The organism is Streptomyces phaeofaciens, assembly GCF_014648915.1.
GTDB lineage: Bacteria > Actinomycetota > Actinomycetes > Streptomycetales > Streptomycetaceae > Streptomyces > Streptomyces phaeofaciens.
In genome coordinates this window covers 1-25,951 of sequence record NZ_BMSA01000018.1, presented here as the reverse complement: position 1 = coordinate 25,951, position 25,951 = coordinate 1, and the positions used below count along the sequence as shown (strand labels likewise).

Annotated in this window: 22 protein-coding genes and 1 pseudogene; 9 read left to right on the top strand and 14 right to left on the bottom strand. The window is 70.3% G+C overall.

Annotation, left to right across the window (positions count from 1 at the left end; genetic code table 11):
* Window positions 1–98: 98 nt before the first annotated feature.
* From IE275_RS27320 to IE275_RS27290, 7 genes are all read right to left on the bottom strand, one after another.
* Entirely contained in the window at window positions 99–2,723 is a 2,625-nt protein-coding gene (locus tag IE275_RS27320) for a DUF6185 family protein (protein WP_229870649.1), read from the bottom strand.
* Window positions 2,724–2,945: 222 nt separating this feature from the next.
* On the bottom strand, window positions 2,946–3,248 hold the full coding sequence (locus IE275_RS27315) for an antibiotic biosynthesis monooxygenase (protein WP_189714079.1): 303 nt from the start codon (window positions 3,246–3,248) through the stop codon (window positions 2,946–2,948).
* A 251-nt stretch (window positions 3,249–3,499) separates the two neighbouring features.
* Window positions 3,500–4,531: an aminotransferase class I/II-fold pyridoxal phosphate-dependent enzyme gene (locus IE275_RS27310; RefSeq protein WP_189714078.1), complete on the bottom strand. Its 1,032-nt coding sequence runs from the start codon at window positions 4,529–4,531 to the stop codon at window positions 3,500–3,502.
* Window positions 4,528–5,868, bottom strand: a complete 1,341-nt coding sequence (locus tag IE275_RS27305; RefSeq protein ID WP_229870613.1) for a radical SAM family protein — start codon at window positions 5,866–5,868, stop codon at window positions 4,528–4,530. The genes IE275_RS27310 and IE275_RS27305 overlap by 4 nt, the downstream gene beginning before the upstream one ends.
* Window positions 5,869–6,051: 183 nt before the next feature.
* On the bottom strand, window positions 6,052–6,789 hold the full coding sequence (locus tag IE275_RS27300) for a hypothetical protein (RefSeq protein ID WP_189714076.1): 738 nt from the start codon (window positions 6,787–6,789) through the stop codon (window positions 6,052–6,054).
* Window positions 6,779–7,159 carry a hypothetical protein gene (locus IE275_RS27295; protein WP_189714075.1) on the bottom strand — a complete coding sequence of 127 codons (381 nt, stop codon included), beginning with the start codon at window positions 7,157–7,159 and terminating at the stop codon, window positions 6,779–6,781. The genes IE275_RS27300 and IE275_RS27295 overlap by 11 nt, the downstream gene beginning before the upstream one ends.
* Before the next feature lie 102 nt (window positions 7,160–7,261).
* Window positions 7,262–9,922 (bottom strand): serine/threonine-protein kinase, encoded by a 2,661-nt coding sequence (locus IE275_RS27290; RefSeq protein WP_189714074.1) that lies wholly within the window; start codon window positions 9,920–9,922, stop codon window positions 7,262–7,264.
* Window positions 9,923–10,391: 469 nt separating this feature from the next.
* On the opposite strand from IE275_RS27290, the gene IE275_RS27285 reads away from it, so the two are divergent.
* Window positions 10,392–11,777 (top strand): DUF5685 family protein, encoded by a 1,386-nt coding sequence (locus tag IE275_RS27285; RefSeq protein ID WP_189714073.1) that lies wholly within the window; start codon window positions 10,392–10,394, stop codon window positions 11,775–11,777.
* Between the two features lie 380 nt (window positions 11,778–12,157).
* Here the strand turns inward: IE275_RS27285 and IE275_RS27280 are convergent, their stop codons facing one another.
* On the bottom strand, window positions 12,158–12,970 hold the full coding sequence (locus IE275_RS27280) for a universal stress protein (RefSeq protein WP_189714072.1): 813 nt from the start codon (window positions 12,968–12,970) through the stop codon (window positions 12,158–12,160).
* A gap of 291 nt (window positions 12,971–13,261) precedes the next feature.
* Between IE275_RS27280 and IE275_RS27275 the strand changes: the two genes are divergently transcribed.
* Entirely contained in the window at window positions 13,262–14,824 is a 1,563-nt protein-coding gene (locus IE275_RS27275; protein ID WP_189714071.1) for a serine/threonine-protein kinase, read from the top strand.
* 190 nt (window positions 14,825–15,014) lie between these two features.
* On the opposite strand, the gene IE275_RS27270 is transcribed toward IE275_RS27275, so the two are convergent.
* Together IE275_RS27270 and IE275_RS27265 are read right to left on the bottom strand one after the other, a co-directional pair.
* On the bottom strand, window positions 15,015–16,604 hold the full coding sequence (locus IE275_RS27270; protein ID WP_189714070.1) for a hypothetical protein: 1,590 nt from the start codon (window positions 16,602–16,604) through the stop codon (window positions 15,015–15,017).
* Window positions 16,605–16,829: 225 nt separating this feature from the next.
* The gene (locus tag IE275_RS27265; RefSeq protein ID WP_189714069.1) at window positions 16,830–17,180 is read right to left on the bottom strand and encodes a VOC family protein; all 351 of its coding nucleotides are present in this window, start codon (window positions 17,178–17,180) and stop codon (window positions 16,830–16,832) included.
* Between the two features lie 243 nt (window positions 17,181–17,423).
* Here IE275_RS27265 and IE275_RS27260 point away from each other — a divergent pair, with 243 nt between their 5' ends.
* Window positions 17,424–17,948, top strand: coding sequence for a GNAT family N-acetyltransferase (locus tag IE275_RS27260; RefSeq protein ID WP_189714068.1), 525 nt, complete (start codon window positions 17,424–17,426; stop codon window positions 17,946–17,948).
* Between the two features lie 191 nt (window positions 17,949–18,139).
* Here the strand turns inward: IE275_RS27260 and IE275_RS27255 are convergent, their stop codons facing one another.
* Entirely contained in the window at window positions 18,140–18,802 is a 663-nt protein-coding gene (locus tag IE275_RS27255; protein ID WP_189714067.1) for an MSMEG_1061 family FMN-dependent PPOX-type flavoprotein, read from the bottom strand.
* 133 nt (window positions 18,803–18,935) lie between these two features.
* Between IE275_RS27255 and IE275_RS27250 the strand changes: the two genes are divergently transcribed.
* From IE275_RS27250 to IE275_RS27240, 3 genes and pseudogenes are all read left to right on the top strand, one after another.
* Window positions 18,936–19,580: a hypothetical protein gene (locus IE275_RS27250; protein ID WP_189714066.1), complete on the top strand. Its 645-nt coding sequence runs from the start codon at window positions 18,936–18,938 to the stop codon at window positions 19,578–19,580.
* Window positions 19,581–19,669: 89 nt separating this feature from the next.
* Window positions 19,670–20,134 (top strand): hypothetical protein, encoded by a 465-nt coding sequence (locus tag IE275_RS27245; protein ID WP_229870612.1) that lies wholly within the window; start codon window positions 19,670–19,672, stop codon window positions 20,132–20,134.
* Window positions 20,135–20,207: 73 nt separating this feature from the next.
* Window positions 20,208–21,055: pseudogene (locus tag IE275_RS27240) on the top strand (transposase); the annotation flags it as partial.
* A 117-nt stretch (window positions 21,056–21,172) separates the two neighbouring features.
* Here IE275_RS27240 and IE275_RS27235 read toward each other — a convergent pair.
* From IE275_RS27235 to IE275_RS27225, 3 genes are all read right to left on the bottom strand, one after another.
* A complete protein-coding gene (locus IE275_RS27235) occupies window positions 21,173–21,751 on the bottom strand; it encodes a suppressor of fused domain protein (RefSeq protein WP_189714240.1) in 579 nt (192 codons plus the stop codon).
* A gap of 171 nt (window positions 21,752–21,922) precedes the next feature.
* The gene (locus IE275_RS27230; protein WP_189714065.1) at window positions 21,923–22,927 is read right to left on the bottom strand and encodes a MerR family transcriptional regulator; all 1,005 of its coding nucleotides are present in this window, start codon (window positions 22,925–22,927) and stop codon (window positions 21,923–21,925) included.
* Between the two features lie 3 nt (window positions 22,928–22,930).
* Window positions 22,931–23,602 carry a HEAT repeat domain-containing protein gene (locus IE275_RS27225; RefSeq protein WP_189714064.1) on the bottom strand — a complete coding sequence of 224 codons (672 nt, stop codon included), beginning with the start codon at window positions 23,600–23,602 and terminating at the stop codon, window positions 22,931–22,933.
* A 205-nt stretch (window positions 23,603–23,807) separates the two neighbouring features.
* Between IE275_RS27225 and IE275_RS27220 the strand changes: the two genes are divergently transcribed.
* From IE275_RS27220 to IE275_RS27210, 3 genes are all read left to right on the top strand, one after another.
* Entirely contained in the window at window positions 23,808–24,617 is an 810-nt protein-coding gene (locus IE275_RS27220; protein ID WP_189714063.1) for a hypothetical protein, read from the top strand.
* Window positions 24,618–24,767: 150 nt separating this feature from the next.
* Window positions 24,768–25,226, top strand: a complete 459-nt coding sequence (locus IE275_RS27215; protein WP_189714062.1) for a GNAT family N-acetyltransferase — start codon at window positions 24,768–24,770, stop codon at window positions 25,224–25,226.
* Window positions 25,227–25,267: 41 nt separating this feature from the next.
* A complete protein-coding gene (locus tag IE275_RS27210) occupies window positions 25,268–25,906 on the top strand; it encodes a hypothetical protein (protein WP_189714061.1) in 639 nt (212 codons plus the stop codon).
* The last annotated feature ends 45 nt before the right edge of the window (window positions 25,907–25,951 follow it).

Here is a 25,951-nt window from a genome sequence, read left to right as displayed (position 1 = left end):
CACCGGGCCGCTCACCACGTCATGCTGCCCCTGCTGGGGGCGGGTGCGCTGGGATCGCTTCGGCGAGTGGCCTGAAAGTCTCCCCGCCGAAGGCTCGTTCACTTGCCCACCGAGCCGCCCCCGGACGGCGGGGAGTCGGCCCCGGTGAAGAACTGCCACAGGGCGATCCCCGCGACGATCTGCGCCAGGATCCAGGCGATCTGCAAGGAGAAGAACCGCAGCTGGTACACGGACAGCAGCAAGGGGATCCGCGACGGCCAGAACGCACGCTCCGCGCGGAAGGTGTCGAGGTCCATCGCGAGGCCCGTGAGGGTGAGGACGAACAGGACCGCCGCCGAGGCGAGCGCGAGGACGTCCTGTTCCTCGCCGAGCAGATGGTTGCCGACGGCGAAGAGGCCGACCGGCGCGGCGTACGCGACGGCGAGCGGCAGCGCCTTGACCGGGCCGCGCCGGCCGGGGAGCCGGCGCCACAGCGCGCCGAGGAGGAAGCCCGCCGAGGCGAAGGCGAACACCCAGGAGGCGGCGGACCACACCACGTCGGGGAAGCCGAACGGATCGTAGAGCGTACCGTTGAGCGCATCGCCGCGCAGTGTCTGCGCCCAGGTCAGGAGCCCGGCGAAGGGTGTGGAGACCAGTGCGGCGTACCGGGCGGCCCGGACCCCGTTGCCCCACCAGGTGTCCTGGGGGCCGAGCGCGAGGACCGCGTCCACGACCGTGACCCCCGGCGGGAGTTCACGCCCCTGCACCGCCCCGCCCGGCCCGCCCGGCCCGCTCGTCCACCGGCGGAGGTTTCCCAGCTCCGTCTCGATGTCCTCGCGCCTGACCGCCGCGTCGTCGGACTGCCCGTGCTCGAGCCGGCGGAGCTTGGCGAGGTTCTCCCTGTGCGTGCGTGCCGCCGTGAGCAGCACGGCGCGGTCCGCCGGGGTCACCAGATCGCCGAGCCGCGGCCCCCCGACTCCGACACGTCGGTGCAGCACGGCCTGCCCGGCTCCCCAGCGCAGGCACACGGCCAGGGCGGCCACGTCCAGGAAGAACCAGAGCAGCGTGGGCGCGCTGTTCGCCGCGTAGATCCCGAGGAAGAGCACGACGACGGCCGGAAAGGACACCAGCAGCAACCACCGTTCCGCGGACCCCGGTTCGCCGCGAAGCACCGGGAGCCGCTCAGCAGGTGCCGAGAAGTCGGTACGCCTGCGGGATGCCGCGTGCAGGAACGCGAGCAGGGCCAGCGCCGTCAGGATCCACAGCTTGCCCGTCCACCAGTCCTGGAACTGGTCGACGGACCACACCAGCCCGCTGCGCAACTCGGCCCGATGCCAGGCCCCGTACCCCACCTGCCGGGTGAGCGTGCCGTCAGGCCACCGGACAACGTACGTCGGGTTGACGAAGGCGCTCGGCCAGCTGCCCCGTAGCCAGTCGCGCTCCTTCGCGACGGCCTGGCACACGCAGATCACGAGCACACCGCCGGCGGAGAGCGCGAGCGCCCTGCGGAGGGGGAAGTCCGCACCGGGATCGCGCAGGAGCCTGCCGTCGTGCAACAGCCGCCAGGCGGCGGCCCATGTGCCCAGCACCAGGAGCGTGAACGACGCGACGGCGGCCGCGGCGACCGTCGCCATGGTGTACCAGGCATGGCCGTCCACCTCGGGGCGGACGAACGTCGGGGCGTGCAGCCCGACCGCGCCCGGCAGAACCCCGGGCACGGCCGCCACCGCCGCGAGCACGATGCCGACGACACGCACACGGCGTCCGGCACCGGCGAACAGCAGCAGGACCACCCCCGCCAGCGCCGTCAGCCACCACGCGTGCACGGCGAAACGAGCGTGCTGGGCCCACTCCTCGGGGTCCTCGAACACGCCCGCGGCGACATACACCACCCTGTCCGTGTTGGCGAGCAGAGACAGACAGAACAGGGCCGCGCCCCATTTGCTCAGGTTGGCCGTGACCCGCCGCTCGACCGGGTCGAGCGTCCGGTGCCGGCGGCGGTAGAGGACCGCACCCCGCCACAGTGCCCCGGCGACCAGGAGGTCCCAGAGCAGGTACCCGGCCGCGTCGACCACTCCGAAGGGCGCGTTGTCGTCCTGCGCGGACCAGCGCCGGGGCCAGGACGGCTCGATGCCTACGGTGATGGGCCGCCCCGGCACCACGGAGGTCCAGGCCAGCCCGTGGGCGCCGTCACCCCGGGTGGGACGCGGCGTCGCCCTGAAGGCTCCCGGCCGGCCGGGGTCCACGACCACATCCTGCCAGCGCACGGCATCGAAGATCTTCGGGGGCGTGAACCGCACCTCCCACCACGCCGACCGGACGTCGACGGTCCACGGTCCGACGAGGAGCTCGCGCCGCTCGTCCACCCAGGCGTACGTCCGGATCTCCACGGTCACCGTCGTGGCGCCGGGCGTCACGACGGGTTCGTACGGGCGCCACTCCTCCCAGCGCGTGCCGAACGGCAGGTCGCCCCGGACCAGACACCGCATCGCCAGCAGGTATCCCTCGCTCCGCGGTCCGAACAGCAACTTGTCGGCATGCGTCCAGGACATCGGAACGGTGACGGTCAGATCGCTGGTCACCTTCGTGTACGTCCGGCCCTCGTGGTCGAACGTGACCCGGGCGTGCCCGGTCGCCCCCTTGAACTCCCGCTCGGCGCAGTCCGCTGCCGAGGTCAGCCCTTCGGCCCGCCCCACGGTGGGCCACAGGAGCACCTGCCCGACGAGAACACCGCACAGGAGCACCCACAGCAATCCGGCCCCCCGACACCTCCGCACCTGGTCAACCGCCCCCTCCGCCAGCCCGACCGGTTCACCGCGCGGCGCCGTACGCACGCCCACGGCCGTCCCCCACGGCCCGTCCGCCGACGGACCGGGCGCACGGTCGGAGCGGACGCGCCGCCTTGGAGGCTTCCCTGCTCAACGACCTTTCATGGCAGACGTTGCGCGGGCGGTCGACCGTTGGGCTCAGTTCAGAGGCGCGAGCGTGAAGTGCCGTACCTGAAGCGGCGCGAGGAGGTACTCGTCCTCGCCCGGCAGAACCACGGGCTGGTCGCGCCATTGCTCGCCGGCGTAGGCGACCAGATCCCGCTCGCTGCGCCAGCGGCTGACGTACAGCAGCGAGTCGGGCGGCGCGAGCAGTACTTCGTGGTCCACCAGACCCGGGTAGCGGCCGGGGAACTCGCGTACCGCGGAGACGATCATGTCGTGGAACGCCTCGAACCGTTCAGGACGGACGCGTGCCTCACTCACCCTGATGATCACGGTCATCAGGGTGTCACGCGAGCGTCCGCGGCGCCACGGCCTTGACCGTCCCGGCCGACCCTGGCCCCGAGGCCGAGGCCGACGCCGACGCCGACGCCGTCGAGGAAGCCCGTTCCAGCGCCCGCATCCCGCCCGCGGCAGCCCATCCGTTGCGGCACGTGCTGTGGCACCACCGGCGAGTGGATGTCAGGAGCCGGCGACGGCGTCAGGCCGAGTGGACAGTCGTCGGAAACGTCTACGGCCAAGCCTTCGTGGCGTCATCGAGCCGTAGGCGTCGGCGTCGGCGTCGGCGTCGGGCCGAAGGCCTCACCAAGGCTGGTCAGGACGGAGCCGGTCCAGCTGCTCTCCCCGAACACGCCGGCCGGCAGGGCGAGCACGCCGTACTCGCGCTGGAGCGTCTCCGCCGGGATTCCCACCGGGAAGAAGTAGTTGCCGGGACAAGTCCGGCTCGCCGTGGGAATCGCCCCGAGCACGTCGTCCGGCAACCGTTCGAACAGCCGCTCGGCCCGTGCGGCCAGTTCGTCGACGACCTGCCGGGGCACGTCGCTGTGCTCGGTCAGCAGACGGTCCGCGAGCCTCAGCTGTGCCGATGTCGGCGGATCCGCCCGGAACGCCTCGGCCAGTTCGGCCTGCCCCGGCCCCAGCAGGACCACGCCGAACGTGCGGGGCCACAGCCATCCCTTGGTGACCGAATGCAGCAGGACCGCACAGCCGGTGTCCAGCAAGCGCCGTGTGCCGGCGGCGAACGGGGCTCCCAGGTCGTAGACGCTGTCGATCAGCAGACGGCGGTGTGGTGATTCGCGCAACCACGAGATCACCGCGTCGCACTCGGCATCGGTCAGGTATCTGCCGAGCGGCTTGCTGGGGTTGGCGAGCAGCAGGTATTCGGGCCGGTGGTCCGCCGGCGACCTCGGCAGGGCCGGCGTCGGCAACGTCGGGTAGGACGCCGGCTCCAGGCCCGCGGCGCGGGCCAGCTCGAAGTAGACCGGGTACACGTCGCTGGGCAGCCACAACCGCGCTTGCTCGGCGTGCAGCCGGTGGAACACCACACCGAGCCCGTGCCGGACCCCTCGACAGACCATCGCCTGGCCGGACCACTCCTGCGGCAGCTCGAAGCGCCGCAGCCAGGCACGGGCGAGATCGCACCGGTGCACGGTACGCATGTCGGTCGGCTGTTCCGGTCGCATCGGAGCAAGCGCGCGGTACACGTTGGTCTCGGCGGCGTCCAGCAGCGACGAGGAAGCACCGAGTTGCCGCTGCCGGAATTCCTGGAACTCGTCGAACCTCATGCCGTTGCACCTTCCGGCACGATCTCGCTGGCCCGGTCCTCCAGGGAGGCGTAGCAGCGTCCGTCGGCCATGACGTTCCAGCTGCGTGCGATGCCATGGGTGCGTTCCCAGAGCAGGCTGGGTTCGGTGTAGGCGGCGATCCGCATCGGCCGTCCGTCCCAGCTGGCGTGGTACACCGGCGCGCCCCAGGGCAGGCGGCTCGCCGGTTCGAAGCCGTGCTGCTCGGCGAACCGGGTGACGACGGACAGCGAAACCTGGTGCTCTCGGCTCCAGACGTTGGCGGTGCGGTCGAAGTAGAGCGACTCGGTGCTGGTGGATACGTAGAGCTCCTTGAAGCAGACTTCCTCGACACCGAGAGCCGCGGCCCACGAAAGGTAGTCGGCGACCCCGGCGGCGTCGGCGACGCCGCCGTGCTGGAGCACGCAGATCAGCCTCATCCGCAACCCCGGCCAGCGGTCACGTCCCCCGCGCCAGGTGTCGATCACCGAGCTCACCGGCGTGCGCAGCATCATCAGCCGCTCGCTGGCGTCGTCGTCGTGGTGATGCCGGGAGACCGCCAGCACGCTCAGACCTGCGGCGCTCAGGGCTGCGAGGCGGTCGGCCCGGTCAGCGTGCCGGCCCTTCGCCAGGGTGTGCGCGTTGGTGATCAGCACGACCTTCGGGAAGGCCGCCGAGCAGGCGGACACCAGCCGCAGCTGCTGTTCGAACGGTATGAGCGTGGGCTCCCCGCCGCCGGTGATCACCGCCCGCTCGGCACCCGCCGCACGGGCGCGCTCCAGCCAGTGGGCGACCGCGTCCCACGGGACCCGTGCCGGCGCCTGGTCGCTGGAGATCGAAGCCGAGGAGAAGCAGAACGAACACCGGGCCTGGCAGGCGGAGGCCACCGGCAGAACCGAAACCGAGCGCGGTCGTGTGTCGACGTAGCGACGCAGCGCCGATCCCTGCAGTTGCAGGGAGGCCGCCATCGCATCCTCGACGGTGGTCGGGCGCAGAGCGAACTCGTCGCCTCCTTCGTCGAGTTCGTGGACCGCCGACAACCGGATGCGAGCCTCGTGCAGTTCCCTGCCGAGGCCGGTCGACACGTTGGGCACCAACGTGTCCGGGTCCACCATGGTCTCCAGCACCAGCAGCCGGTCGCCCGGTATCGCCAGACGGTCCAGCAGGCGTCGCGCCTTGCCGATGCCGATTCCCAACTCCGCACGGGTCAGCAGGTGGAACCGGTCGGGAAAGGTACTCTCCGGAATCCCCGCCTTCCCGTAGGCGAACGCGTACTTGTCGAAGCCCTTCGCGAAGTTCGACAGTACGATGACGTGGAAGCGCTCATCGGTGTGGTTCATCCCGTCATCATGCATGAACGGGCCCCTGACGACATGGGCCGAACTGCTGGTGGAGCGTCCGGTGGTGCGGGGGCTCCGAGGATCACCACCGTCTGGAGGGCTGACTCGGCCGGGGCCGCGCGGCGCGGTTGCCCTTTGCCGTGGGCTCGGAAAGGCGGCGGCCGCGGCTCGCGGGAAACAGAGCTACGTGTCCGGGTCGACGGCCGCACGGAGGAACACTCTGATGCCCCGTTCCAGCAGTGCCTCCTGCCAGGCCGCCCTCGCCCGAGCGACTTCCTCCGAAGTCGACGCCGCCGATGCGTCCGCATTGCGCAACGCCGTCAGTAGCAGGCCGACAGAAGCAATCACGATACTGACAGCGGTGAGGGCACCGAATATCCAACCGCCTGTGATCAGGAGGTCCGAGACACTCCAGGAACTGACGAGACGCAGGACGTATCCCGAGACGAGGAGCAGCACGGACAAGGCACCTGCGAGCACGGGAAACAGAACCGCGACTATGGCTGCGGCGCCCGCGCCGGCCGTTTCCTCCGACAGTTCGGCTCTGCCCTGCGCCACGCGTTCCCTTTCACGCAGTGTCACGTACGCCCTGTACTCCGTCGCCGCCGGAGCGGTGATCAACGCGGTGGCGTTCATCGCCATCGTACGCAATTGTTCGGGGGAGAGCGGGCAGTTGCGCGCCTCCATCATGGCGTGCAGTTCGGGGTCGTTGAGCGCGAGGTCGACGGTGCGCTCGTAGTCGGCATGGTCCTCGGTCATGAGCGACCGCGCTTTGGCCATTCCCGTGGCTTCCGGTGTGCGTGCCACCGCGGACCGGAGATGATCCGACGCACCCGAGGATGCGGGGCTGTCGCCGTCGACGCCTGGCGTGGTGCGGGCGATCGCGGCCCACAGGCGTCGCGGAAGGGACTCAGTCGGCATCAGCACCCCCTGTGTCCCGGCCAGCCTGCTCCCGGCGTACCGCCGTTCGCGGATCGCCACCGGGCGGTTGGCCCTGCTCGATCGGGGGAAGTCCCTGCCGCGCGATCTGCTCAAGGATCTTCGGGGCGGCGATACCGACAGCCACCACCCCGACCGGGCCTCCGGCCTGTCCGGAGGCGCCGAAGGCGGCAGCCACACCGACACCGAGCCCCAGTCTCAGAATGACGGACAGAAGATAGGGGCCGAGGGGAGTATGCCCCTTCTCACGCCAGGGATAGCCCTGAACTCTGCGAATGGCGCCGTACAGATCAAGAGCCTCGACCGCTCCGGCTCCCAGAACACCCCATAAGCAGGCCTCCCATACTGTCATCGTCCCCCTCCTCCCCCGCCTGAACGCGTGACCGAGTCTCCCACCAGCCGCTGCCCCTGGGCCATACACAAAAGCCAAAGCCATTTCCGCGCCGAGCAGTGATCAGTATCCATCCGAGGCATCACGCGAGCCGGCGCCCGCCCACGCTGTGGCAATTGCCGACCACGCCTGGTCCTGATTGTGGTGTTCGAGCGTTCCGATGAGGCGTTGCGCGGCGGCGGGGTCCTTCCGTGCCACCACTTCCACCAGCTCGACCGGCATCCTGCGCCTCCCCCATCCGTCCGGCTCCGCGGCGTCCAACTGTTCCGCGAGATCAGTGACGAATCGGACAGCGGCGCCGGGGTCGACAACCGCCAGGTGCTGGGCAATGGCCGTCCAAGCCTGTTCCTGATGGCGATGCTCGTCGATCTGCTCCGCCAGGTGTCTGGCCGCGGCCGGATCCACTGCTGCAATGGCCCGGACAGCGTTCACCAGCGCCGCGGCACACCGGTACGAGGGTCGTTGTGTCCGAGCGATGCGTACTGCGGCGACGGGGTCGACCTTGGCAACTGCGACGACGACGCGTTCCACCCGCCATCCTTCCGCCTTCTTCCCCGCCTTGCGGACCAGCCGTTCGGCGGCACCCGCATCGAACGCGGTGAGTTCCTCGGCGACTTCCAGAAGGGCCGTGCCTCGATCGACGAAAGCGTCCCTCACCTTGCGCGCGCGGGCCAGCCGTTCGGCCTCCTTGAACAGCACTGCGGCCTGCCGCCGGTCGTACGATGCCAAGGCCGCGGCGAAACGAGCCAGCCCACCTGCCGACGAGATGCTTCGGGCGCAGGCCGACGCCTGCCGTACGGCGTCCTCCACCAGCCCGGCACCACGGACCGGATCGTCGCGGGCGACGATGGTGCCGATCGTCAACAGGGCTTCAGCACGATCGAACGAGCCGGACATGCGGCGTGCGATGCGTTCGACGAGGTCGGTGGCCACCGTGGCCAGGACACGGCAGATCCGTAGTTGTACAGGTGTGTCGTAACGCTCGAAGTCGGCGGAGGAGAGGAGTCGGGCGGCTGCGTGCGGATCGGCTGTGAGCACCGCCAGGGCGACGGCGTCGCGGGCTCGGGCACGCTGGTCGGAATCGATGATGGCCACGATGCGCTCAGCGTCCACCGCGTCGTGCGTCGCGATGTGGCAAGCGACCGCTGTCAATGCTCTGGCACGCTCCTGCGGGTCACTCACCGCGGCAGCGAACCGCTCGGCCGCCGACGGATTCCTCCTGGCCAGGGCTTCCGCCATTTCGGTGAACGGCGGCCCGTACGGCGGGTCGATCCTGTCGGCCACCCGCTGTGCGGCGTCGAGGTCCGTGGCGGCCAGGACCACAGCGATCCGCGCCAAGTCGACGTGCCGCGAGCCGGCGAGGAGGCCGGCGAGACGCTCGGCGGTGTCCGGCTGTGTCTTGGCGACCTTGAGTGCGATGGCGCAAGCCGTGTGGGCTCGGTGATCGGCGTGAGAGATACCGCGCACGAGTTCGACGGCCGTGTCCGGGTTCGTCGTCGCCCATGCCTGGGCGAGATCTTGCAGTTCCCAGGCCGTAGGGGAGGCCAAGTCATGGGACTCGCCTTCGACCCGCCTGTGTGCGTTCGCCCGCTCGCGCAGTCGGCGCTCGGCCTCGTTCAGCAGGCCGGCCGCGTGCCGGGGGTCGTACCGCGCCCAAATGCGGGCGATGGCCCCCGCGGCCCCGGAGTCGAAGTAGCGGTCGCCGGTCAAGGCCTCCTCCGCCGTCGCCAGCACCGTCCGTGCTCTGCTCGGGTCACGCTCGGTCAGCGTCCCGGCGATCACGGCCAGAGTTCGCGCGCGGCTGCCCCCGGCCTCGATCCGGTCAGCTGCCTCCAGTGCCGCCTCCAGATTGGTGAACCGATCGCCACCCGGGCGGGGAACCGCGGCCACCGGCTCGCGCAGCCGGGCCGCGGTGTCGGCGGCCACCGGGCGTAGGTGCGGCTTCTTGGCCAGAAGGGCGTCGATGAGCGCTTCGAGAGCGAAGGACGTGTCCGCACGCAGGGAGCCGACTCGGGGGGCCGGTACCGTGCTGTGCGTGAGGCGCAGTTCGAGGAAGTCCCGTGCGGTGAACGGCAGACGCCCGGTCATCAGGTGAAAGAGGGTGGCGCCCAGGGCGTACATGTCCGCCGCCGGGTCGACGGGCCCGCCCTCGAACTGCTCCGGCGGCATGTACGCCGGGGTGCCGATCACCATGCCCGTGTGTGTCAACTGTGGCTCTGACGAGCTCTGAAGACGGGCGATGCCGAAGTCGCAGACCTTGACCGTCTCGTCGGGCATCAGCATGAGGTTGGCGGGTTTGATGTCACGGTGCACAATGCCGACGGCGTGCGCCACGGCCAGCGCCTCGGCGATCTGGGCACCGTATTCCAGCACTCGCTCCAGAGGCATGCCGTCGGGAAAGTCACGCGTCAGCACTGTCCTCAGGTCATGCCCCCGCAACAACTCGAACACCAGGTACGGCATGTCCAGGTGCCTTCCCACGTCGTACACCGCTGCGATGTTGCGGTGCGTGAGCCGTGCTGTCGCACGTCCCTCCCGCTCGAATCTGCCCAGGCTGTGGCGATCTTGCTTGCTGCCGCCCAGCAGTTCGACATGCAGCAGCTTGACTGCCACGGGCCGGTGCAGTTCGAGATCGACCGCCCGCCAGACCTGACCCGTGCTCCCTCTGCCGAGGAGCGCCTCCAGTCGGTACCGACCCGCCAGGGTCGTGTCTGTCCACTCCATGCTCGCAACCTTCACCGCGCCAAGGACGATTCATGCGAAGGACGAGGCGTGGACCCGGGCCGGTTCACCGGCATCGGTGAGAACTCCGCAGCGGCCTCGTGCGGGCGGTCGATTCAGCCTCGGGTGCCTCGACTGCCACACACCGGGCTGGCGGTCCGGGAGAGCACGACGGCCGGGGTGTTGCCGTAGCCGCCGTGCACGCCCCGGCCGGTGCGGGCCCGGCCGGACATGTTGCCGGCGGCAAGGCCTCAAGCCGGACCCACCACCGATGTGGGCGCGGTGACGGCCTGGACCCCACTTCGTGAAGGTACCGTCGCCAAACCGCAGCTCACGCGCTTGTGCGGGCAGGCCTTAGCATGTCGCCCGTTGAGTGACGGGGGACGGCGTCCCGCGCGGTCGTGCCTCATGTGCGACGCTGCCGCCCGTCCGGCTGCGCCCTGGCAGCCGTGTCTACGGGGGGAGAACTTCGATGTTCGGAATCATCAGGCCGTGCCGTCATCGCCTGGGCGAGGGCATGCGTACCGAGTGGATGGCGCATCTGTGCGGACTGTGCCTGGCGCTGCGCGGCGAGTACGGGCAGTTCGCACGCGTGGCCACCAACTACGACGGCCTGATCGTCTCGGTGCTGACCGAGGCGCAGTCGGAGCGCACCGGCGACTGGCGGCGAGGCGCCGGTCCGTGTCCGCTGCGCGGGATGCGGTCGGCGGACGTGGCACAGGGTGAGGGTGCCCGGCTCGCGGCGACGGTGTCGCTGGTGCTGGCCGCGGCGAAAGTACGTGACCACGTGGATGACGGCGACGGCCTGTTGGGGCGCCGCCCGGTCACGCTGGCGGCGCGCCGGATCGCCCGCGGCTGGACCCGTGCGGGTGCCGCGGGCGGCGAACGGCTCGGCTTCGACACCGCGGTGCTGCTCGGTGCGGTCGAACGGCAGTCGGAGATCGAACGACTGACCGGCCCCGGTGGCTCGCTGCTGTCGGTCACGGAACCTACGGAGACGGCGACCGCCGCCGCATTCGCGCACACCGCGGTGCTCGCCGACCGCCCGGGAAACGCCGAGCCGCTGGCGGAGGCCGGCCGGCTGTTCGGTCGGCTGGCGCATCTGCTCGACGCGGTGGAGGATCTGGACACGGACGAGGCGACCGGCGCGTGGAACCCGATCACCGTGACCGGCGCCCGCCGCGCAGAGGTGCGTCGGCTCTGCGACGACGCGGTCCATGGGATCCGACTTGCTCTGTCCGACGCCGAGTTCGTCGACGGGCGGCTGGCACGGGCGCTGCTGGGCGGCGAGTTGGAGCGCGCTGTCGACCGCGTCTTCGACCCCCGGCATCGTCACCACCACCGCCACCAGGCACGGGGCCCGCGCACGCTCCCCTGGCTGGGACGCCGTACGGCGACGGAGACGCTCTCGGGGACCGGCACGGGCACGGAATGCGGCGTCGGAGCACTCGCGGGCACGGCCCCGGAGGGGACGTCGATGGCGTCGGGCCAACCCTCGGAGGGACAGTGTCGGCGGTGTGGCCAGTGGCGCCGGTTGTGCCGCGATTGCAGGCTGTGCCCCAACTGCTGCACCTGCAGCGAGGATGACGGCCCGGACGACGCGGAGCCCTGGCAGTTCGGCGACGGCAACGGCAACTCCCGCCAGGGCGGCTCCGACCGGGACGGTTCCGGGGGCGACGGCTGGTTCGGCGGGCACGGCGGCGGCAACTCTGGTGGTTCTTCCGGCGGTTCCGGCGGGGGCGGTCGCGGGTCGGGCGGTTCCGGTGGTGACTCAGGTGACGGCTGCTGCGGTGGCGGGGGCTGCGGTGGCGGGGGCTGCTGCAACCCGTGCAAGTGCTGCTGCGACTGCTGCGACTGAACGACGGCTGAGCCGGGGGCCGCCCCCGCCCCGCGAGCGGGCTGCGGCTGGACAGCAACTCGGATCAGCCGATCGGCTCCGGTCCGCGGCCGTCGGCAGCTGCACCGCCCCGTCGCCCTCATCGCGTGGGAGTTCCTGGCTCCGCCGTCGCCGTCATCGTGGTGCTCGCGGCCTTGCGCCGGGCCGGCCACCGCTGGTGCGGGTGATCTTCTTCGCCGTCGTCGTCGGAGGCGGGTACGGGGAGGGTACGGGGAAGGCCTGTTGGATGTCGCAGCTCGGGAGCAGGACCCGTACCGAGATCCAGCTGGGGCCGCCCTCTCCGGTGGGCTCTGGCCCAGGTTCTGTGGAGTGACTCCGGAGAGTCGGACGTTCCGGGCCGCTCACGTCGTTCTGCGAACGGTGACGACGGGGCAGTGCGCGTGGGTCATCAGGCCCTGGCTCACCGAGCCAAGGAGCAGTCCGGCAATGCCGCCGCGCCCTCGGGCGCCGACAACCAGCAGCTGAGCGGCCTTGCTCGCCTCGAGCAGGACCTCGCCCGCTTTGCCGCCTGCCAGGTCGAGTCTCACGGTGATGTCCGGATAGGTGTCGGTGCGGCCGGCGATCGCCTGGGCCAGCAATTGCTCTGCGGACTCGGGGGCTGCGCCGGGCGAGTCCTTGTCCGGCTGCCATGCGTGAAGAGCCACGAGCTCGGCCTGGCGCTGCGCGGCCTCCGCGAAGGCGACGTCGACGGCCATGTCACAGTCCGGGGAGCCGTCGACTCCCAACACCACAGGCCCCGCGTCAGCGGGTGGCCGGTGACTTTCGCGGACCGTCATCACCGGGCAATGGCTGTGGGCGGCCAACGACACCGGTGTGGATCCCAGCAGCAGACCGATGATGCCCCCCACACCTCTGGAGCCGACGACGATCAGGTCCGCGGCCTGCGACTCGGCTTCCAGCACGTGCACCACATCACCCGTCACCACGGACGTGGTCACCACGACGTCAGGCGCCACCTCAAGGGCATGGGCCGCCGCTTCGTGGACCAGCATCCTGGAAGCCGGGTCCGGCACCTCGAGCCTCGGCTTGACCGGAACTTCAGCATGCACCACACGCAACGCCGCACCGCGCCGTGCCGCCGCCGTGGCGGCTGCCTCCACGGCGGTGAGACTCATGGCCGAGCCATCCACCCCCACAACGACCAGACTGCCCATAGTCGGCTGCTCCACTTCAGAGCTGTGGACTCTCAGCGTCACCCCATCGGCATGTCCCTGCAATTCTGGCGCGCCCCACCGGAGCCTGGCGCGTCCGCAATCACGAGACTCGGGTACTTTTTCCCACCTCGTACCTACCCGGCGCGAAGTAGACTGACATGAATTGATCACACATACGATCAGCCCGTTGGCACCTCGGGCGGTCGCCGGCATCCGCTTACGGCCCTCATGTGGCCCGGGTATTACTCGGAGAGGTTCATGAGGAGTCTGGATCCGACTGATCCGTCAGCCATGGGCGGCTATCCCCTGCTGGCACAGCTGGGTGCCGGGGGCATGGGGCAGGTGTTCCTCTCCCGTACGGCGTCCGGCAGGCCGCTGGCACTGAAGACCGTGCGGAGCGAGTTCGGCGCCGATCCAGGGTTCGAGGAACGGTTCGCCCGCGAGATCGCCAGCAGTGAGCAGGTGCGCTCCGCGTGGACGGTGGCCGTCGTCGACTACAGCCCCGCCGGACACAGGCCGCAGTGGCTGGCCACGGAGTACGTCCCCGCCCCCTCCCTCGCGGACTGGGTGGAGCGTCACGGCCCGCTGCCCGAGCCCACGGTCCGCGCCCTGGTGGCGGAACTCGCGGAGGCTCTGCGGGCGGTGCACCGAACGGGCCTGTCGCATCGCGACCTGAAGCCCTCCAATGTGCTGCTCGCCCGCCGCCACCCCCTGCTCATCGACTTCGGCATCGCCCGCGCCGTCGACGACACCCGGCACACCCGGACCGGCGGGGTCATCGGCTCACCCGGATACATGGCACCGGAGCAGGTGACCGGAGGAGTCTCGGCGGAGCCCGGTGACCTCTTCGCCCTGGGCGCCGTACTGGTGTACGCGGCCACCGGAAAGAGTCCCTTCCTGCGCCCGGGCGAGGATCCGTCGGCGGCACAGCTCCTCTACCGGATCGTGCACGAGGAACCGGTGCTGGACGGCGTACCACCCACCCTGAGGCCGCTCGCGGCCGCATGCCTGCACAAGTCTCCCCAGGCCCGACCCACGACGGACGAACTACTGAAGCGACTCGGCGGCGACCAGGACACCTGGGCCGGGGCGCTGCCATCGGGCCTGGAGACGGAGATCGCCGCGAAGGAGGCCGAGCTGCGCTCAGCACTGGACCGGTCGGCGTTCCCCTCCCCTGCCGCCTCCCCGTACCCGCCCTCCCCGACGGGATTCGGACCGCCCCCCGCCCACTTCCACCCTCCGACCCTGCCGCCAGGCCCCGTGCCGGGGCCGGCCTCCATCCCTCCCGGCACGGTGTCCGGCCCCGCACCCGGTCGACGATCGATGTACGTCCGTACGGCCGCCGTCCTCGCGGGCATAGCGGCGACCACGGCTGTCGTCGCGGCGATCGACTGGCCGGACGACGACAAAGGCGCGTCCCCGTCCCCTTCCGCATCCGCATCCGCGACGTCGGATGCCTTGCCCGCGTCATGGGTGGGAACGTGGCAGGGCACCGGCCCCGGCAGCTCCTCCGGTGACGGCATCGTCAACGCCCGCACGACCGAGGTGGCCGTCACCGTCAAGTTCCACGCGGCGGACCGAGGCCAGATCGTGGGCCGACAGGTCAGCAACGTGATCGATGCCGCCAGCGGCCGGGACATCGGGTGCACCGAGACTCTGCGCCTTCAGGAGTCCCACGGAACAACCATGGTCTTCGAGGCGGCCACGAGCACCCCCACCGACCCCTCCACCGGCGCACTCTGCACACCCGGAAACATCTACACCCTGACGAAATCCGGCACCGACTCCCTGACCCTGGAGGACGAGGGCAGCCAGACCGCGGGAGCACCGTCCCGACTCACTCGGTCCTCCTGAGACACACGGCCGCGAACGAGGGGGCACAGCGTGGGGGCGGAGCGCTGTTTCGTCGCCCGCGAACGCGGCATCATCGACGCCGTCACCGCATCCGACATCAAGTGCTGGGAAGCCAACGGCTGTCGAGGCGCCGGCGGCACAGTCCGCACCCCCTGCTGGGGACGGCGGGAGACCCGATCCACCGCCCCGGTCAACCCGAGACCGAGCAGTCCACGATCCGCCCGTCCACCGTCCCCACGAGCAGGCGCTGTTGCTCCGCCCGGTACGCGGCGGACACCGGCGTGACCGGGTGGCCGTGCGCGCGCAGGGTGTGGCGGGCTCGCACCTCGCCCGTCGCCGTGTCCAGGATCTCCACCTCACCGGTGAGATACACGACGTACACCCTTCGCTCGTCGCCGTCGAGATCGGCGAGCGGCTTGTCGGTGACGTACACCCAGCACGCCTCTCCGTCCGCCAGCCAGCGGCTCACGACGTACGTGCCCTCACGGGCTTCCCCGTAGGTGGCGCCCTGTTCGTACGACCGGCCCGCGTGGACGAGGGTGTCGGTCAGCTCGACGGCGGGGCCGTACCAGGGCTGGAGTGCGGACGACTGGTCCCAGCGCAGGGGGAAGAGGGCGCGCACGGTGGCGGGGCCGTGGGCGCTCGGAGGGTCGATCGTGTGGATCCACGGCGCTTCGTCGTCCGGGCCGGGGCCGTCCACATACAGCCGACGGGCGCTGTGTCTGACGCGCAGCGCCGGGGAGTTGGAGCGGCTGGGGGCGAGGCCGACGTGTGCCGCCTCCTGGTGCGTGGGGGCGAGCAGCAGCGTGTCGTGTGGGTCGCGCCCTCGCGGGCGCAGGGCGAGCCAGCCTTCGTCCGTGGCGCACAGTGCGGGGACCGACGGTACGTCCACGCGGTCCGCCGCGCCGCCGTCTACGGTCGATATCCGACGAACCGTGGTCGCGCGGTCGACCGGGCGACCCGTCACCTCGTCGCGCCGATAGCCCTGGTACGTCACCCATGCCGACTCGTCGTCCGGGGCTGCCTCGACCCGGACGCTCCCCTCCCCGTCCGCGGGAAGAGCCCACGTCAGCGCTCCCGACGGATCCCAGCATTCGAGGTCTGTGTGCCGGCCGGTGGCGAGCACCCGGCCGTCGGCCAGCACCGCCATGTCCCGCACCTGTGCCCGCCGCCGCCATCGGCCCTCCGTCAGCCGCGCGAGGGTGTCCTCCACACGCGGGTCGTACAGGAGTCCGCTCTCGACCATCGGGTGGTGTGCGTCGTCGGGGTCGACCACACCGGCCGGAGCGGACAGCCAGTCGTCCACCGCGACGGCCAGCTCGAAGCCTTTGCGGAAGCCGCCGTCCTTGTCCTCGGGCGAGAGCAGCATCGCGAGCCTGCCGTCCTCGAGCCAGCGCAGGTGGCGCACTTGGCGGCTCTTGCTCAGCAGGTTCGTCACGCGCCCGGTCTCCAGGTGCAGCAGGAGCAGCTGTCCCTGAAAGTCCCACGAGCCGTCGTAGCGGCCGGTGCCGACGGCGACGAGCGGCAGCTCGGGGTGAGGCTCGATGGCGCATACGGGGTGGCGGGAGGCGAGGACGTGGCGCGGGCGGAGGGTGCCGGCCTCGTACACGCCGATCCGGTGGCCGAGCCAGTGACCCGTACCGCGCCACATGACGTGCCCGAGGTCACCGGCCGCGACGACACAGCGGTGACGCGCGTCGGCCACCACCCATACGGGCCGGCCGATCTCGGCGAACGGCTGGTCCCCGAGTATCCGGCGGACGGTGAGCTCATCCGGCACGACAGTCTCCCCCCAGGTGGCGCACAGTCTGCCAGGCCCGGCACTTGGCTGCGGTCTTCCGACGGAATCGACTCGTCCATGCACGCGATCGGACCCACCAGGCACGCGTACCGAGGCGAGCCAGGTCGCAGACTCACGAGGAGCCGGCGCTGTGTCTGGGCCTCGACCGGGCCAGGGCCCTTCCGGCTTACCGGGGCAACGCTCCAGGGACCACTCCCGGTTGCCTCAGAGGTCGGTGGCTCGCTCATGGCGGGGTTCGTACAGGCCCACCTCGCCGCCACCCGGCAGACGGAACCTGGTCAGCCGTCCCCAGCGCGCATCAGTGATCGGCTGCGTGAACTCGACGCCCTTCGCAGCCAGGTTCGTCACGGTCGCGTCGACGTCGTCGCACATCAGATAGAGCTCCTGCGTCTCGGGTCCCTCCGTGGGATGCACGGCGACCTCGGCCGGCGGAAGCTTGAAGATCAGCCAGCCGCCTCCCGCGTCAACGTGCGGATACTCCAGCACATCCCTGAAGAAGGCCCGGTCCGCTTCCGCATCACGGCTGTAGATGATGACGTGCCCACCATTGATCACGCGGCCAGGGTAAGTCCCCCTTGGGGCGACACGGTGTTTTCACGTTCTACGGAGCGTTGCGGACCGATCACCGGTCAACCATCTGAGCTGAGCCACTGGAGGCCGGCCGTGGACCGGAGGCTCCCAGGACGAGCCACGGGAGGCCGAGGCCGCGTAGGAACGGTTCGTGATCGCCCGTGAGGCGGTGGCCGAGGTCCTGCGGGCGGCCGCTGCACGGGCGAACTCCCGTGCGAAGATCACGGCGTGAACGATCTACGTTTCCGTCTCGCTGACGACGCCGACCTCACCGCTGTCGTCCGTCTGCGTGACGACGCTGCCCGCTGGATGATCGCCCAGGGCGTCACTGGTCAGTGGCGGCCCGGTGAGCTGGGTGGAGACCACTTCCGCCGGATCATGAAGAGCGGGGAAGTCTGGCTCGCGGAGGCCGCCGATCGTGTGGTCGGGGCCTGGGAGCTGTGGTGGGAGGACGAGGACGCCTGGGGGCCGCAGCCCCCGACGGCCGGCTACGTGCACCGGCTGATGGTGGACCACAGCAGTGTTCCGCCCGGTACCGGGCGGCAACTTCTGCGAGTCGCGGAGCGCCGCGTGGCCGAGGCGGGCCGACCGCTCGTACGTCTGGACTGCCTGGCCGGCAACGCACGCCTGGAGGCGTACTACCTCAACGTCGGCTACCAGGTCGTCGGGCGCAAGGAGGGCAAGCCTCAGCCGGGCGGTCCGCCCAAGTCGTTCACGCTCCTCGAAAAGTCCGTACGGGACGGCGGGGACTAGGAATCGCCGATACCGAGGCCGCCGTGTCCGCCCTGGCCCGCCTGGCTCTCGGCTTCGAGATCCTCGGCCTGCCGGAGGTTGTTGCGTCGACGACCGTCGACAACCTTTCGTGTCCCGACCCGGCTGACCAGCCCTGAGTGTGCTGTCCGGGGCTTCGGCCGGCCGGTGATCGAGCGTCGCAGGTCGGCCTGTTACTCGTACCGGTACTTCAGCGAGTCCGCCTCCGCCTGCTCGATGTCGGCGATCGTCAGCTCCGGCATCCGCAGCTGGGCCAGCGTCACCTCGGCCGAGGTCGGCTGCGCGTCCGCCGGCAGCCACTGCTCCGGCTTCCAGGCCCCACTGCGCAGCAGCGCCTTGGGGCAGTGTGGGTACACCTCCTCGATCCCCACCACCAGCGCACTGGCCGGCGGCTTGCCCACGGCGGTCAGTTGCGACAGCAGCTCCGGACGGGTGGAGACGCAGGCCCGGCCGTTCACCCTGAGCGTCGTGGTGCGCCCCGGGATGACGAACAGCAGCCCGGCCCGCCCGGTGGCGACGACGTTCTGGAGAGTGTCCAGCCGCTTGTTGCCTGTCGCGTCCGGTATCGCCACCGTCTTCGCGTCCAGGACGGCGACGAACCCGGCGGGGCCGCCGCGCGGCGAGACGTCACAGGTGCCCTCGGCGTCCGCGCTGGCGACCAGCACCAGCGAGGAGCAGCCGATCAACCGTCGTGTCTGCTCGGTCAGTTCGGTCATCTGCTTGCGCACGGCCGCGTCGCCGGGGAGTTCGTACACCCGGCGCAACGCCTCTTGGTCCGACACGGCGTCGAGGCGGAGCAAGTCGAAGGCACTGCCGGCAATTGGTGTCGTCGTCATGCCTTTGACCCTAACGAGTCGACCTGCCGCCTATCTTGGCCGGTGGGGCGAGGACACGGAGACTGCACGCGCTGGGCGGCTGTGGGGCGGTGGCGTCGGTCATCGTGCAGTCTCCTCCCCCTATGCTCAGCTCGTGCAGCCGACATCCGACAACACCGCTTCGTTGATCACGGCGTTCCCGGTCGAGCTTGCGGGCGATGCTGAGGCGGTGCTGGCGATCATGCCTGCGTCTCGCCTGCGGCCGGCTGCTCCGTTCTCCGTCGTTGTGCAGGGCCGGCGGGTCTGCATCCCTGGGCGCCTCTACAACGAAGAGCCGCAGGCTGATGCGGTGGCGACGCTTTCACGGCGCCGGCAACAACTGCTGCACTGCTTGTACTCAAGGCACTCCGACGGGTGGGTCAGGCAGCGTCACCTGTCGGAGATCGTGGACTCGGAGGACCCGTGGGTCATCCCGTTCGTCGTGCAGCTGGTGGGCGAGTACGTCGTGGAGATCCTGGTAGACATCTGCGAGGGGCTGCGTGATCTCGGAACGCAGGGCACCCGCGCTCACCTCGCCTACGGGCAGTTCCTCGTGGACAACCCCGCCTTCTTCGCGCGGACTCAGCGGCGGGTCGTGAGCTACTGGAGCTGTTACTACCGATCCGCCTATGCGAGTTTCTCGGGCTACCTGGGCTGCACCCTGCTCGACCTCCTGCGGTCCGCCGCCTCCGACAGGACGGGGCGTCCCTGGCCGAGTCTCGCTCCAGCTGTCGGTACCAGGGTGGATGGCCACTGCTAGGGCGCGTATTTGGTTGTGATCGATAGGTGTTCCGGGCGAGGTGCTCGAGCCGGATAGGGTGTCCCCGAAGTCGGCCATGGGGGGTCTCTTTGGAGCGACGGAAGCTGATCGGGATCGGGGTGGGGCTGGCGGTGCTGCCCGCCTGGTGGGCCCTGCGCCAGGTGACGAGTGGGGCCGGGGAGGACTGGCACACCGACACCGCGCCGTTAGAGCGGGCGTTCCCGCTGCTGGGCCCGCTCACCGACGCCAAGTGGGTGAGCAGCCGGGACAACGACCGGGGCGTACCGTCGCCGGAGTTGGTGATATCGGGCTTGGCCCGCCTGACACCGGGGAAACTTGCCGAGCTGACGGCGGCCCACGCCTTCGTCTCCGAGGGGCCGGTCATTGACTTCTCCTCATGGTTCGAGAAGCCGCTCAAGGGCGAGGGGCCGGAGAACCCCCAGTGGATCCGGTCGGACGAACTCGACCGCGACGGCAGCGGCTACTCCACCAAACTGTGGTTCGACCGTCGCAGCGACACCGTCCGCTTCTCGGCGCTCAACCCGTACGGCTAGGGCGTGTATTGAGTTGTGATCAATCCGCGGGATTCGATCTCGCGGTGGGGTCTGGTCCGGTAGTCCTTCGTGCGTGACGCGAGGACAACTGACGGACGCAGAGTGGGAGTTCATCGGGCCATACCTGCCAGTCGGCGAGTACGGCCCGTACCCCGAGCGGCTGCGGCAGCAGTTCGAGGGTGTGATCTGGCGGTTCAGGACCAGCGGGCTGTGGCGGGAGATGCCACAGGAGTTCGGCGCCTGGTCGACCGTGCACAACCGCTTCCGGCAGTGGCGTGACGCCGGCGTCTTCGAGGCCCTTCTCGAGGGACTGATCGCGGAAGCGGCGAAGCGGGGCGAGGTGGACCTGTCCCTGGTCAGTATCGACTCCACCACCGTGCGGGGACACCACGATGCCGCCGGGATGCACCTGGGCGAGGACGTCGTCACTGCCCTGGAGAAGGCGGCCGCCGAGGAGGAGAAGGCCAGGTCGAAGAGGGCACCCTCGAAGAACGAAGCGGGCAGGAAGTCGATCCCGGGCGACAGGAGCGGCGACGCGTCCGGCGTCGGCGAAGAGTCCGCCTGAAGACCGCTCTCCTGGGACGTTCCAGGGGCGGGCAGACCAGCAAGGTCCATCTGGCCGCCGACCGCAAGTGCCGCCCGCTGGCGTTCGTGCTGACCGCGGGCCAGGCCGCGGACAGTCCGCAGTTCATCCCGGTGCTCAGGAAGTTACGGGTCCGCGGCCCCGCCGGCCGCCCCCGCACCCGGCCGGACGCGGTTGCTGGGGACAAGGCCTACTCGTCCCGCGGCAACCGGGCCCACCTGCGTGAATGGGGCATCAAGGCAGTGATCCCGGAAAAGAGGGACCAGGCCACCCACCGGAAGGAAAAGGGCTCCAGGGGCGGTCGGCCCGTCAGCCACGACGCCGCCCTCCACAAGGAGGGACCCCGCAGGGCACGGCTGCCGTTCCTGCCCGGGCGCCCACTACGGGCGCGTGATTCTCTTCCTGACCGCCGGAACCTGATCGCCGACGACCGCCAGACCGGTACGGGCGCGAACTCACACGACAGAGGCTCTGAACGGATCGGTCGGAATGATCCCCGCTTCGTCCAGAAGTCGCTCCAACGCCTCGTGGCCGTGGTGTCGGCGGAACTCGATCTCGGCGGTCGTCACCGGCAGGGTCCACAGGATGCGGACGTGCCCCTCGGGCAAGGGGCAGTGTTCGAGGTCGGGTCCGTGGAGGTAGGGCAGGCTGATGAGCAGGTGGTCGCAGGTCGAGCCTGGCACCCACGGTTCGCCGATCGGCATGCTGTGCTCAAGGTCGAGCCGATGCCCTCCGCAGTGGTAGTACGCGATCATCGCCATGAGCTGGACGAACCGCTGGTCGCGGACGTGTGCGGTCATGACGAACTCAAGCCCATGACCGTGTTTCTCCATCGCAGCCCAGCACCCGGCGGTCACATAGGCCCAACTGTCGCTGCGGGGACCGGGCCCCACGACGAGAACACGCAGGTCGGGAATCGCCTCTCGCCGTTCCGGCCCGAGGTCGTGGTCGACGACCTCCACAGAATGTCCCTCGAAGAACGCCCGGACATGTGACTCCACGCCCTCGGCGGCCGACAGCCTTGCACTACTCACGGCGCGATCATGCCAGATGGCGTTCGACCGCTCGTGCGTACTCGTTCGCTCTGCTGCGGGCCAGGCGGCAGGACTCGGGTCCGGTGGCGATGAGGGAGATCACTCGTCTCACCCACCATCGTGACGGACCGTCGTCAGCTGAGGATCAGACCTCCCGACCGCCCTGTTCGGTCACCGTGCATCGCGCAGCTGAAGAAGGTAGGCCGCGGTCAGCGCAACGGCACGGTCCCCGTCGTACGACAGCTGAACAAGGGCACCCGAGGCCCTCGCTCCCGGGATGCCCGCCAGCGCCTGCGTCAGCCGTCCGCGTGCAGGCGCTTGCGCGCTGTCATGGGCGAGGCGGTCGACGAGTTTGCCCGCGATCAGGTCCGCCGCCTCGGTGTCACTCGCCAGCACGCTCAGCGCGTCCGCTGCGTCGGTGTCGTTCCTTCCCTCCACGATCATGTCGACGAGTTCCGGGACGGCATCGGCCACACCCCGTGTCCCGAGCGCCACCGCCGCATACCCGCGGACCACGGCGTCGCGGTGCGCGAGGGCGTCGTGCAGCTGCGCGGCAGCCTCAGCCCCGGGCATCTCGACCAGGGTCTGGGCGGCGCGTTCGCGCACCGCGGCCTCCGCTGAGCCGAGGCCCTGCGCGAGCGGTGCCGTGCCGTCCTCGCCCAGTCGCGCCAGGGCCCATCGAAGGGCCCCGGCGACGTTCGGATCCGTCTCGCTCAGCACCGCCTCGACCAGCGCCTCCACGGGCGCCGCGCCCTCGTGGGCCGAGGACAGCGCCGCGCGCTGGCGTGCACCGGCGCTCGTGGACTCGAGTGCCCGCAGGAGGGCGACGACCTGAAGGACGTCTTCCCAACCGGCGGGCTCCGCGGCGTCGATCCGGCGCAGCCGCGTGAGCAGCTCGTTCTCCGCCGCGATGCGTTCGCGTGTCCGGCGGACGAGGTCGCCGACGAGAGAGGCGGGCATGAAGCCGGGATCGTCGAGCGCACGCCCGATCTCCCGCAGCGACAGCCCCAGCGACTTGAGGCTCTCGACATGGAAGATCCGCTGGATGTCCTGACCGGAGTACTCCCGGTAGCCGGAGCCGGTACGGCCCGAAGGGCGCACCAGACCGAGCGACTCGTAATGCCGCAGCATGCGGGCACTGACCCCGGACCGTCGCGCCACCTCACCGATCAACACGTCTCATCCTCCCTCTCCGTCGGGCCCGCCGAGAGCCACCACGCGCTTCGCCTCCTCGACCTCGAACCCGAAATCGGCATCGGGGTCGCGCAGCAGCCGCTGCGTGGCGAGCGCGTGCGCGCGCACGCTCGGGTCAGGGCCTGTCGTCGCGGCACGCACCGCCGGCACCATCACCTCACCCAGCGCGACCAGCGCCCGGCTCAGACTCAGCTGCGTCTGACGTTCACCACGTCCGAGCTGCGTCGCCAGCACCGCGGCCAACGCGGACTCCTCGCCCTCCGGCACCAGCACGACCGCGGCCCGCCAGGCGCTGCGCGCCACCTCGTCCTCGGCATCGGTGAGGAGCGCGGGGGTGATCGCCGGCCAGGCCCGCCCGTCCCCGATCTTGGACAGCGTGTGCAGTGCCTGGCTGCGCGCCTGTGCCCGCTCCGAGCGGACTTCGCGGAGCAACCCGGAAAGCGTCACCTCCACCTGGTGGCGGGTGAGCGCCCAGGTCAGCATGTCCCGGACGAAGAACTCGGGCTCGACAGCGCACCGCTCGATGAGCGGGCCGACGAACCCCTCATCAGGTGCGGTGCCCGCCGCCAGAGCAGCCCGCAACCGCACCGACGCTCGGCCGTCCTCCAATCCCCGCAGCACCCGTACCGCATCCGTTTCCTGACCCGTGACCGTCATCGAAGCCACCTCCTGGGTACGCAGTGAAGACCCTGCCACGATGTCAAGGTCAAACAGCACCCCAGCGCCAACGCCCACCACTCCCCCGCGTGACCCGAGCCTGGTCACGGCAGGACACCACACCCTCCGCCGACATCGACCGCCATGTCGACGCCGTTGTCGCCCGGCTCACCTTGCCTGAACGGGCGCAGACTAAAGTGGCGCGATGCCCCTGCCTGCCGACCGGACCGCCCTGGATCTGCTGGACGTGCATCTGGAGGCGCTGTGGGACGGAACGGACCCCCCACTTCCGCGGGAACCGGTCCGCCTTGCGGCGGAACGCGAGGACGGGCTCCTCCACTGGGTCCTCGATCAGCTCCGACACATCCCCCGCGAGCCGCAGGACGCGTTTGTCCGTCAGATCGGCAGTCTGCTGACGGAGTTCCGCTCTCGACGCTGTCCCTGGAACGCGGCGGCGCTGCGGCTGCTCGACGACACCTACACTTTCGCGGCTACCGGTCCTCGGCGGCACGAGGACTGGGCGCACGACGTCCGCGCCGTGCTGTACCGGGCGGTCCCTGACCCACGGGGCTGGCTCCGCCTGGACGGGGACCGCGGCAATGACGCCCGCCACACCGTGCCCGCGTACCCCTTCGATCCCCCGGCCGCAGCAGAGTTGCCCAGCCTGCTGTACCCCTTGGAGGCGGCGGCGGCGGTCGCCGCGCTCGGCATCATGGCCGAGGAGTGGCAGTCGGAACCCGCCCCCGTCCGCTCCCGCCCCGACCGGGACGCCGTACTCGCGGACGCCCGGACCCTGCTCGACCGGTACGGGCCCACCGCCCGCTACTGGACCAACGCGACGACCGCCGCCTCCGACCCGGCCCCGGACTTCCTCGCAGCGGGCCTCCAGGGCACCGCATCCCATGGTTTCCTCACCTCCGAATACGTCAACGGCCTCGATCTCCTCGACGACCTGGGCCTGATCGCGGTATCCGACGACGAGGTGGGTGTCTTCTGGTCGTTCGGGGCGTACTGACGACGGTCGGAGCGGGCGCCTGGAGGCGGAGGGCAGCGGGACATCCGGGAGGACGGCCGCACGGCCGACAGCCACACCGCACGGGTGCCCCTGCGAGCGGCGTCATCAATCCAGATGCAACCGTGGGCCCTGCCTCATAGCCTCGGCCCCATGACTGACCATGCCTTCGTTCCCGACGACTTCGTCGTCCCCGAGGAGCTGATCACTCCACAGTTCCGTCTGGAACCTCTGGGACCCCGGCACAACGCCGCCGACCACGCCGCCTGGACCAGCAGCATCGAACACATCCGTGCGACCCCGGGCTTCCAGAACCGAGCATGGCCTCCTGCGGACGGGATGACCCTGGAGGCGAACCTCGCCGATCTGCGGCGTCACGCGGACGACTTCGCTCAGCGCCGCGGATTCACCTACACCGTCATCGAGACCGACACAGGCGAGGTGATCGGGTGCGTCTACATCTATCCCTCCCGAAGCGACGATCACGACACCGACGTCCGCTCCTGGGTCCGTGCCGACAGAGCCGAGCTGGACGCGCCCCTGCAAGTGGCCGTCACGACCTGGCTGACCACGAACTGGCCCCTCGGAACCCTCGACTACCAGCCCCGCTGACAACCATGCGGCCCCGCAACGCCCAGAACGGTTCAGGCCCCATGGCTGAGCGTGCCGGCGGGCGTCGGATCGGCGCTGTCGTCGTGTCTCTGGCCGTGCTCGGGACGGCGGTGGGGGGGCCGGTGTGGGCACAATCCCAGTCGGCGGCGGGGCATCAAGCAGCCATACGCGCCAAGGTCTCCACGGCACCCGTCACCGACAGCTTGCGGAGCCAACTGCCCCAACGGGCCCGGACCACCCGCGTGTTGTCCACCACCGCAACCCACGGCCTCCAACTGGCGCACCCTGGCACGGTCTTCCCTGCCGGTGTGTCCCAACCGTCCCCGCCTTCGGACTACATCCCTGTCACCGGAACGGTCAAGGGCAGGGTGGGTGACACCGTCGTGGTCCGGCTCGGCGTGAAGAACCTGGGTTCCGAGTCCCCCGACGGCGGAGCACCCGGAACCTTCGCGGTGGTGCCGCCACCCGGGACCACGATCACGTCCATTCCCTGGGAAGGGGACGACGACGATCGGAGATACTCATGCCGGCCGCCGCAGGACAAGGACAACCACTTCTTCCTGTGCGACGCCAACCCCTTGCCCGGATCCTCGGTCACCATCGGTTTCCACATCCGCATCGACAAGCGGATCCCCGGCGCCAAGGGCTCCATCACCGTGTACGGGCCTAACTGGCCCTAACAAAGCCTCTGGACATGGCGGTGGGTGATCAGACAGACGGCGAGG

Coding starts and splice junctions, on each gene's coding strand:
- IE275_RS27315 (WP_189714079.1), bottom strand. CDS start 3,248: ATGACCGTGATCATCAGGGTGAGTGAGGCACGCGTCCGTCCTGAACGG.
- IE275_RS27310 (WP_189714078.1), bottom strand. CDS start 4,531: ATGAGGTTCGACGAGTTCCAGGAATTCCGGCAGCGGCAACTCGGTGCT.
- IE275_RS27305 (WP_229870613.1), bottom strand. CDS start 5,868: ATGAACCACACCGATGAGCGCTTCCACGTCATCGTACTGTCGAACTTC.
- IE275_RS27300 (WP_189714076.1), bottom strand. CDS start 6,789: ATGCCGACTGAGTCCCTTCCGCGACGCCTGTGGGCCGCGATCGCCCGC.
- IE275_RS27295 (WP_189714075.1), bottom strand. CDS start 7,159: ATGACAGTATGGGAGGCCTGCTTATGGGGTGTTCTGGGAGCCGGAGCG.
- IE275_RS27290 (WP_189714074.1), bottom strand. CDS start 9,922: ATGGAGTGGACAGACACGACCCTGGCGGGTCGGTACCGACTGGAGGCG.
- IE275_RS27285 (WP_189714073.1), top strand. CDS start 10,392: ATGTTCGGAATCATCAGGCCGTGCCGTCATCGCCTGGGCGAGGGCATG.
- IE275_RS27280 (WP_189714072.1), bottom strand. CDS start 12,970: ATGGGCAGTCTGGTCGTTGTGGGGGTGGATGGCTCGGCCATGAGTCTC.
- IE275_RS27275 (WP_189714071.1), top strand. CDS start 13,262: ATGGGCGGCTATCCCCTGCTGGCACAGCTGGGTGCCGGGGGCATGGGG.
- IE275_RS27255 (WP_189714067.1), bottom strand. CDS start 18,802: ATGACGACGACACCAATTGCCGGCAGTGCCTTCGACTTGCTCCGCCTC.
- IE275_RS27225 (WP_189714064.1), bottom strand. CDS start 23,602: ATGACGGTCACGGGTCAGGAAACGGATGCGGTACGGGTGCTGCGGGGA.
- IE275_RS27220 (WP_189714063.1), top strand. CDS start 23,808: ATGCCCCTGCCTGCCGACCGGACCGCCCTGGATCTGCTGGACGTGCAT.
- IE275_RS27215 (WP_189714062.1), top strand. CDS start 24,768: ATGACTGACCATGCCTTCGTTCCCGACGACTTCGTCGTCCCCGAGGAG.
- IE275_RS27210 (WP_189714061.1), top strand. CDS start 25,268: ATGGCTGAGCGTGCCGGCGGGCGTCGGATCGGCGCTGTCGTCGTGTCT.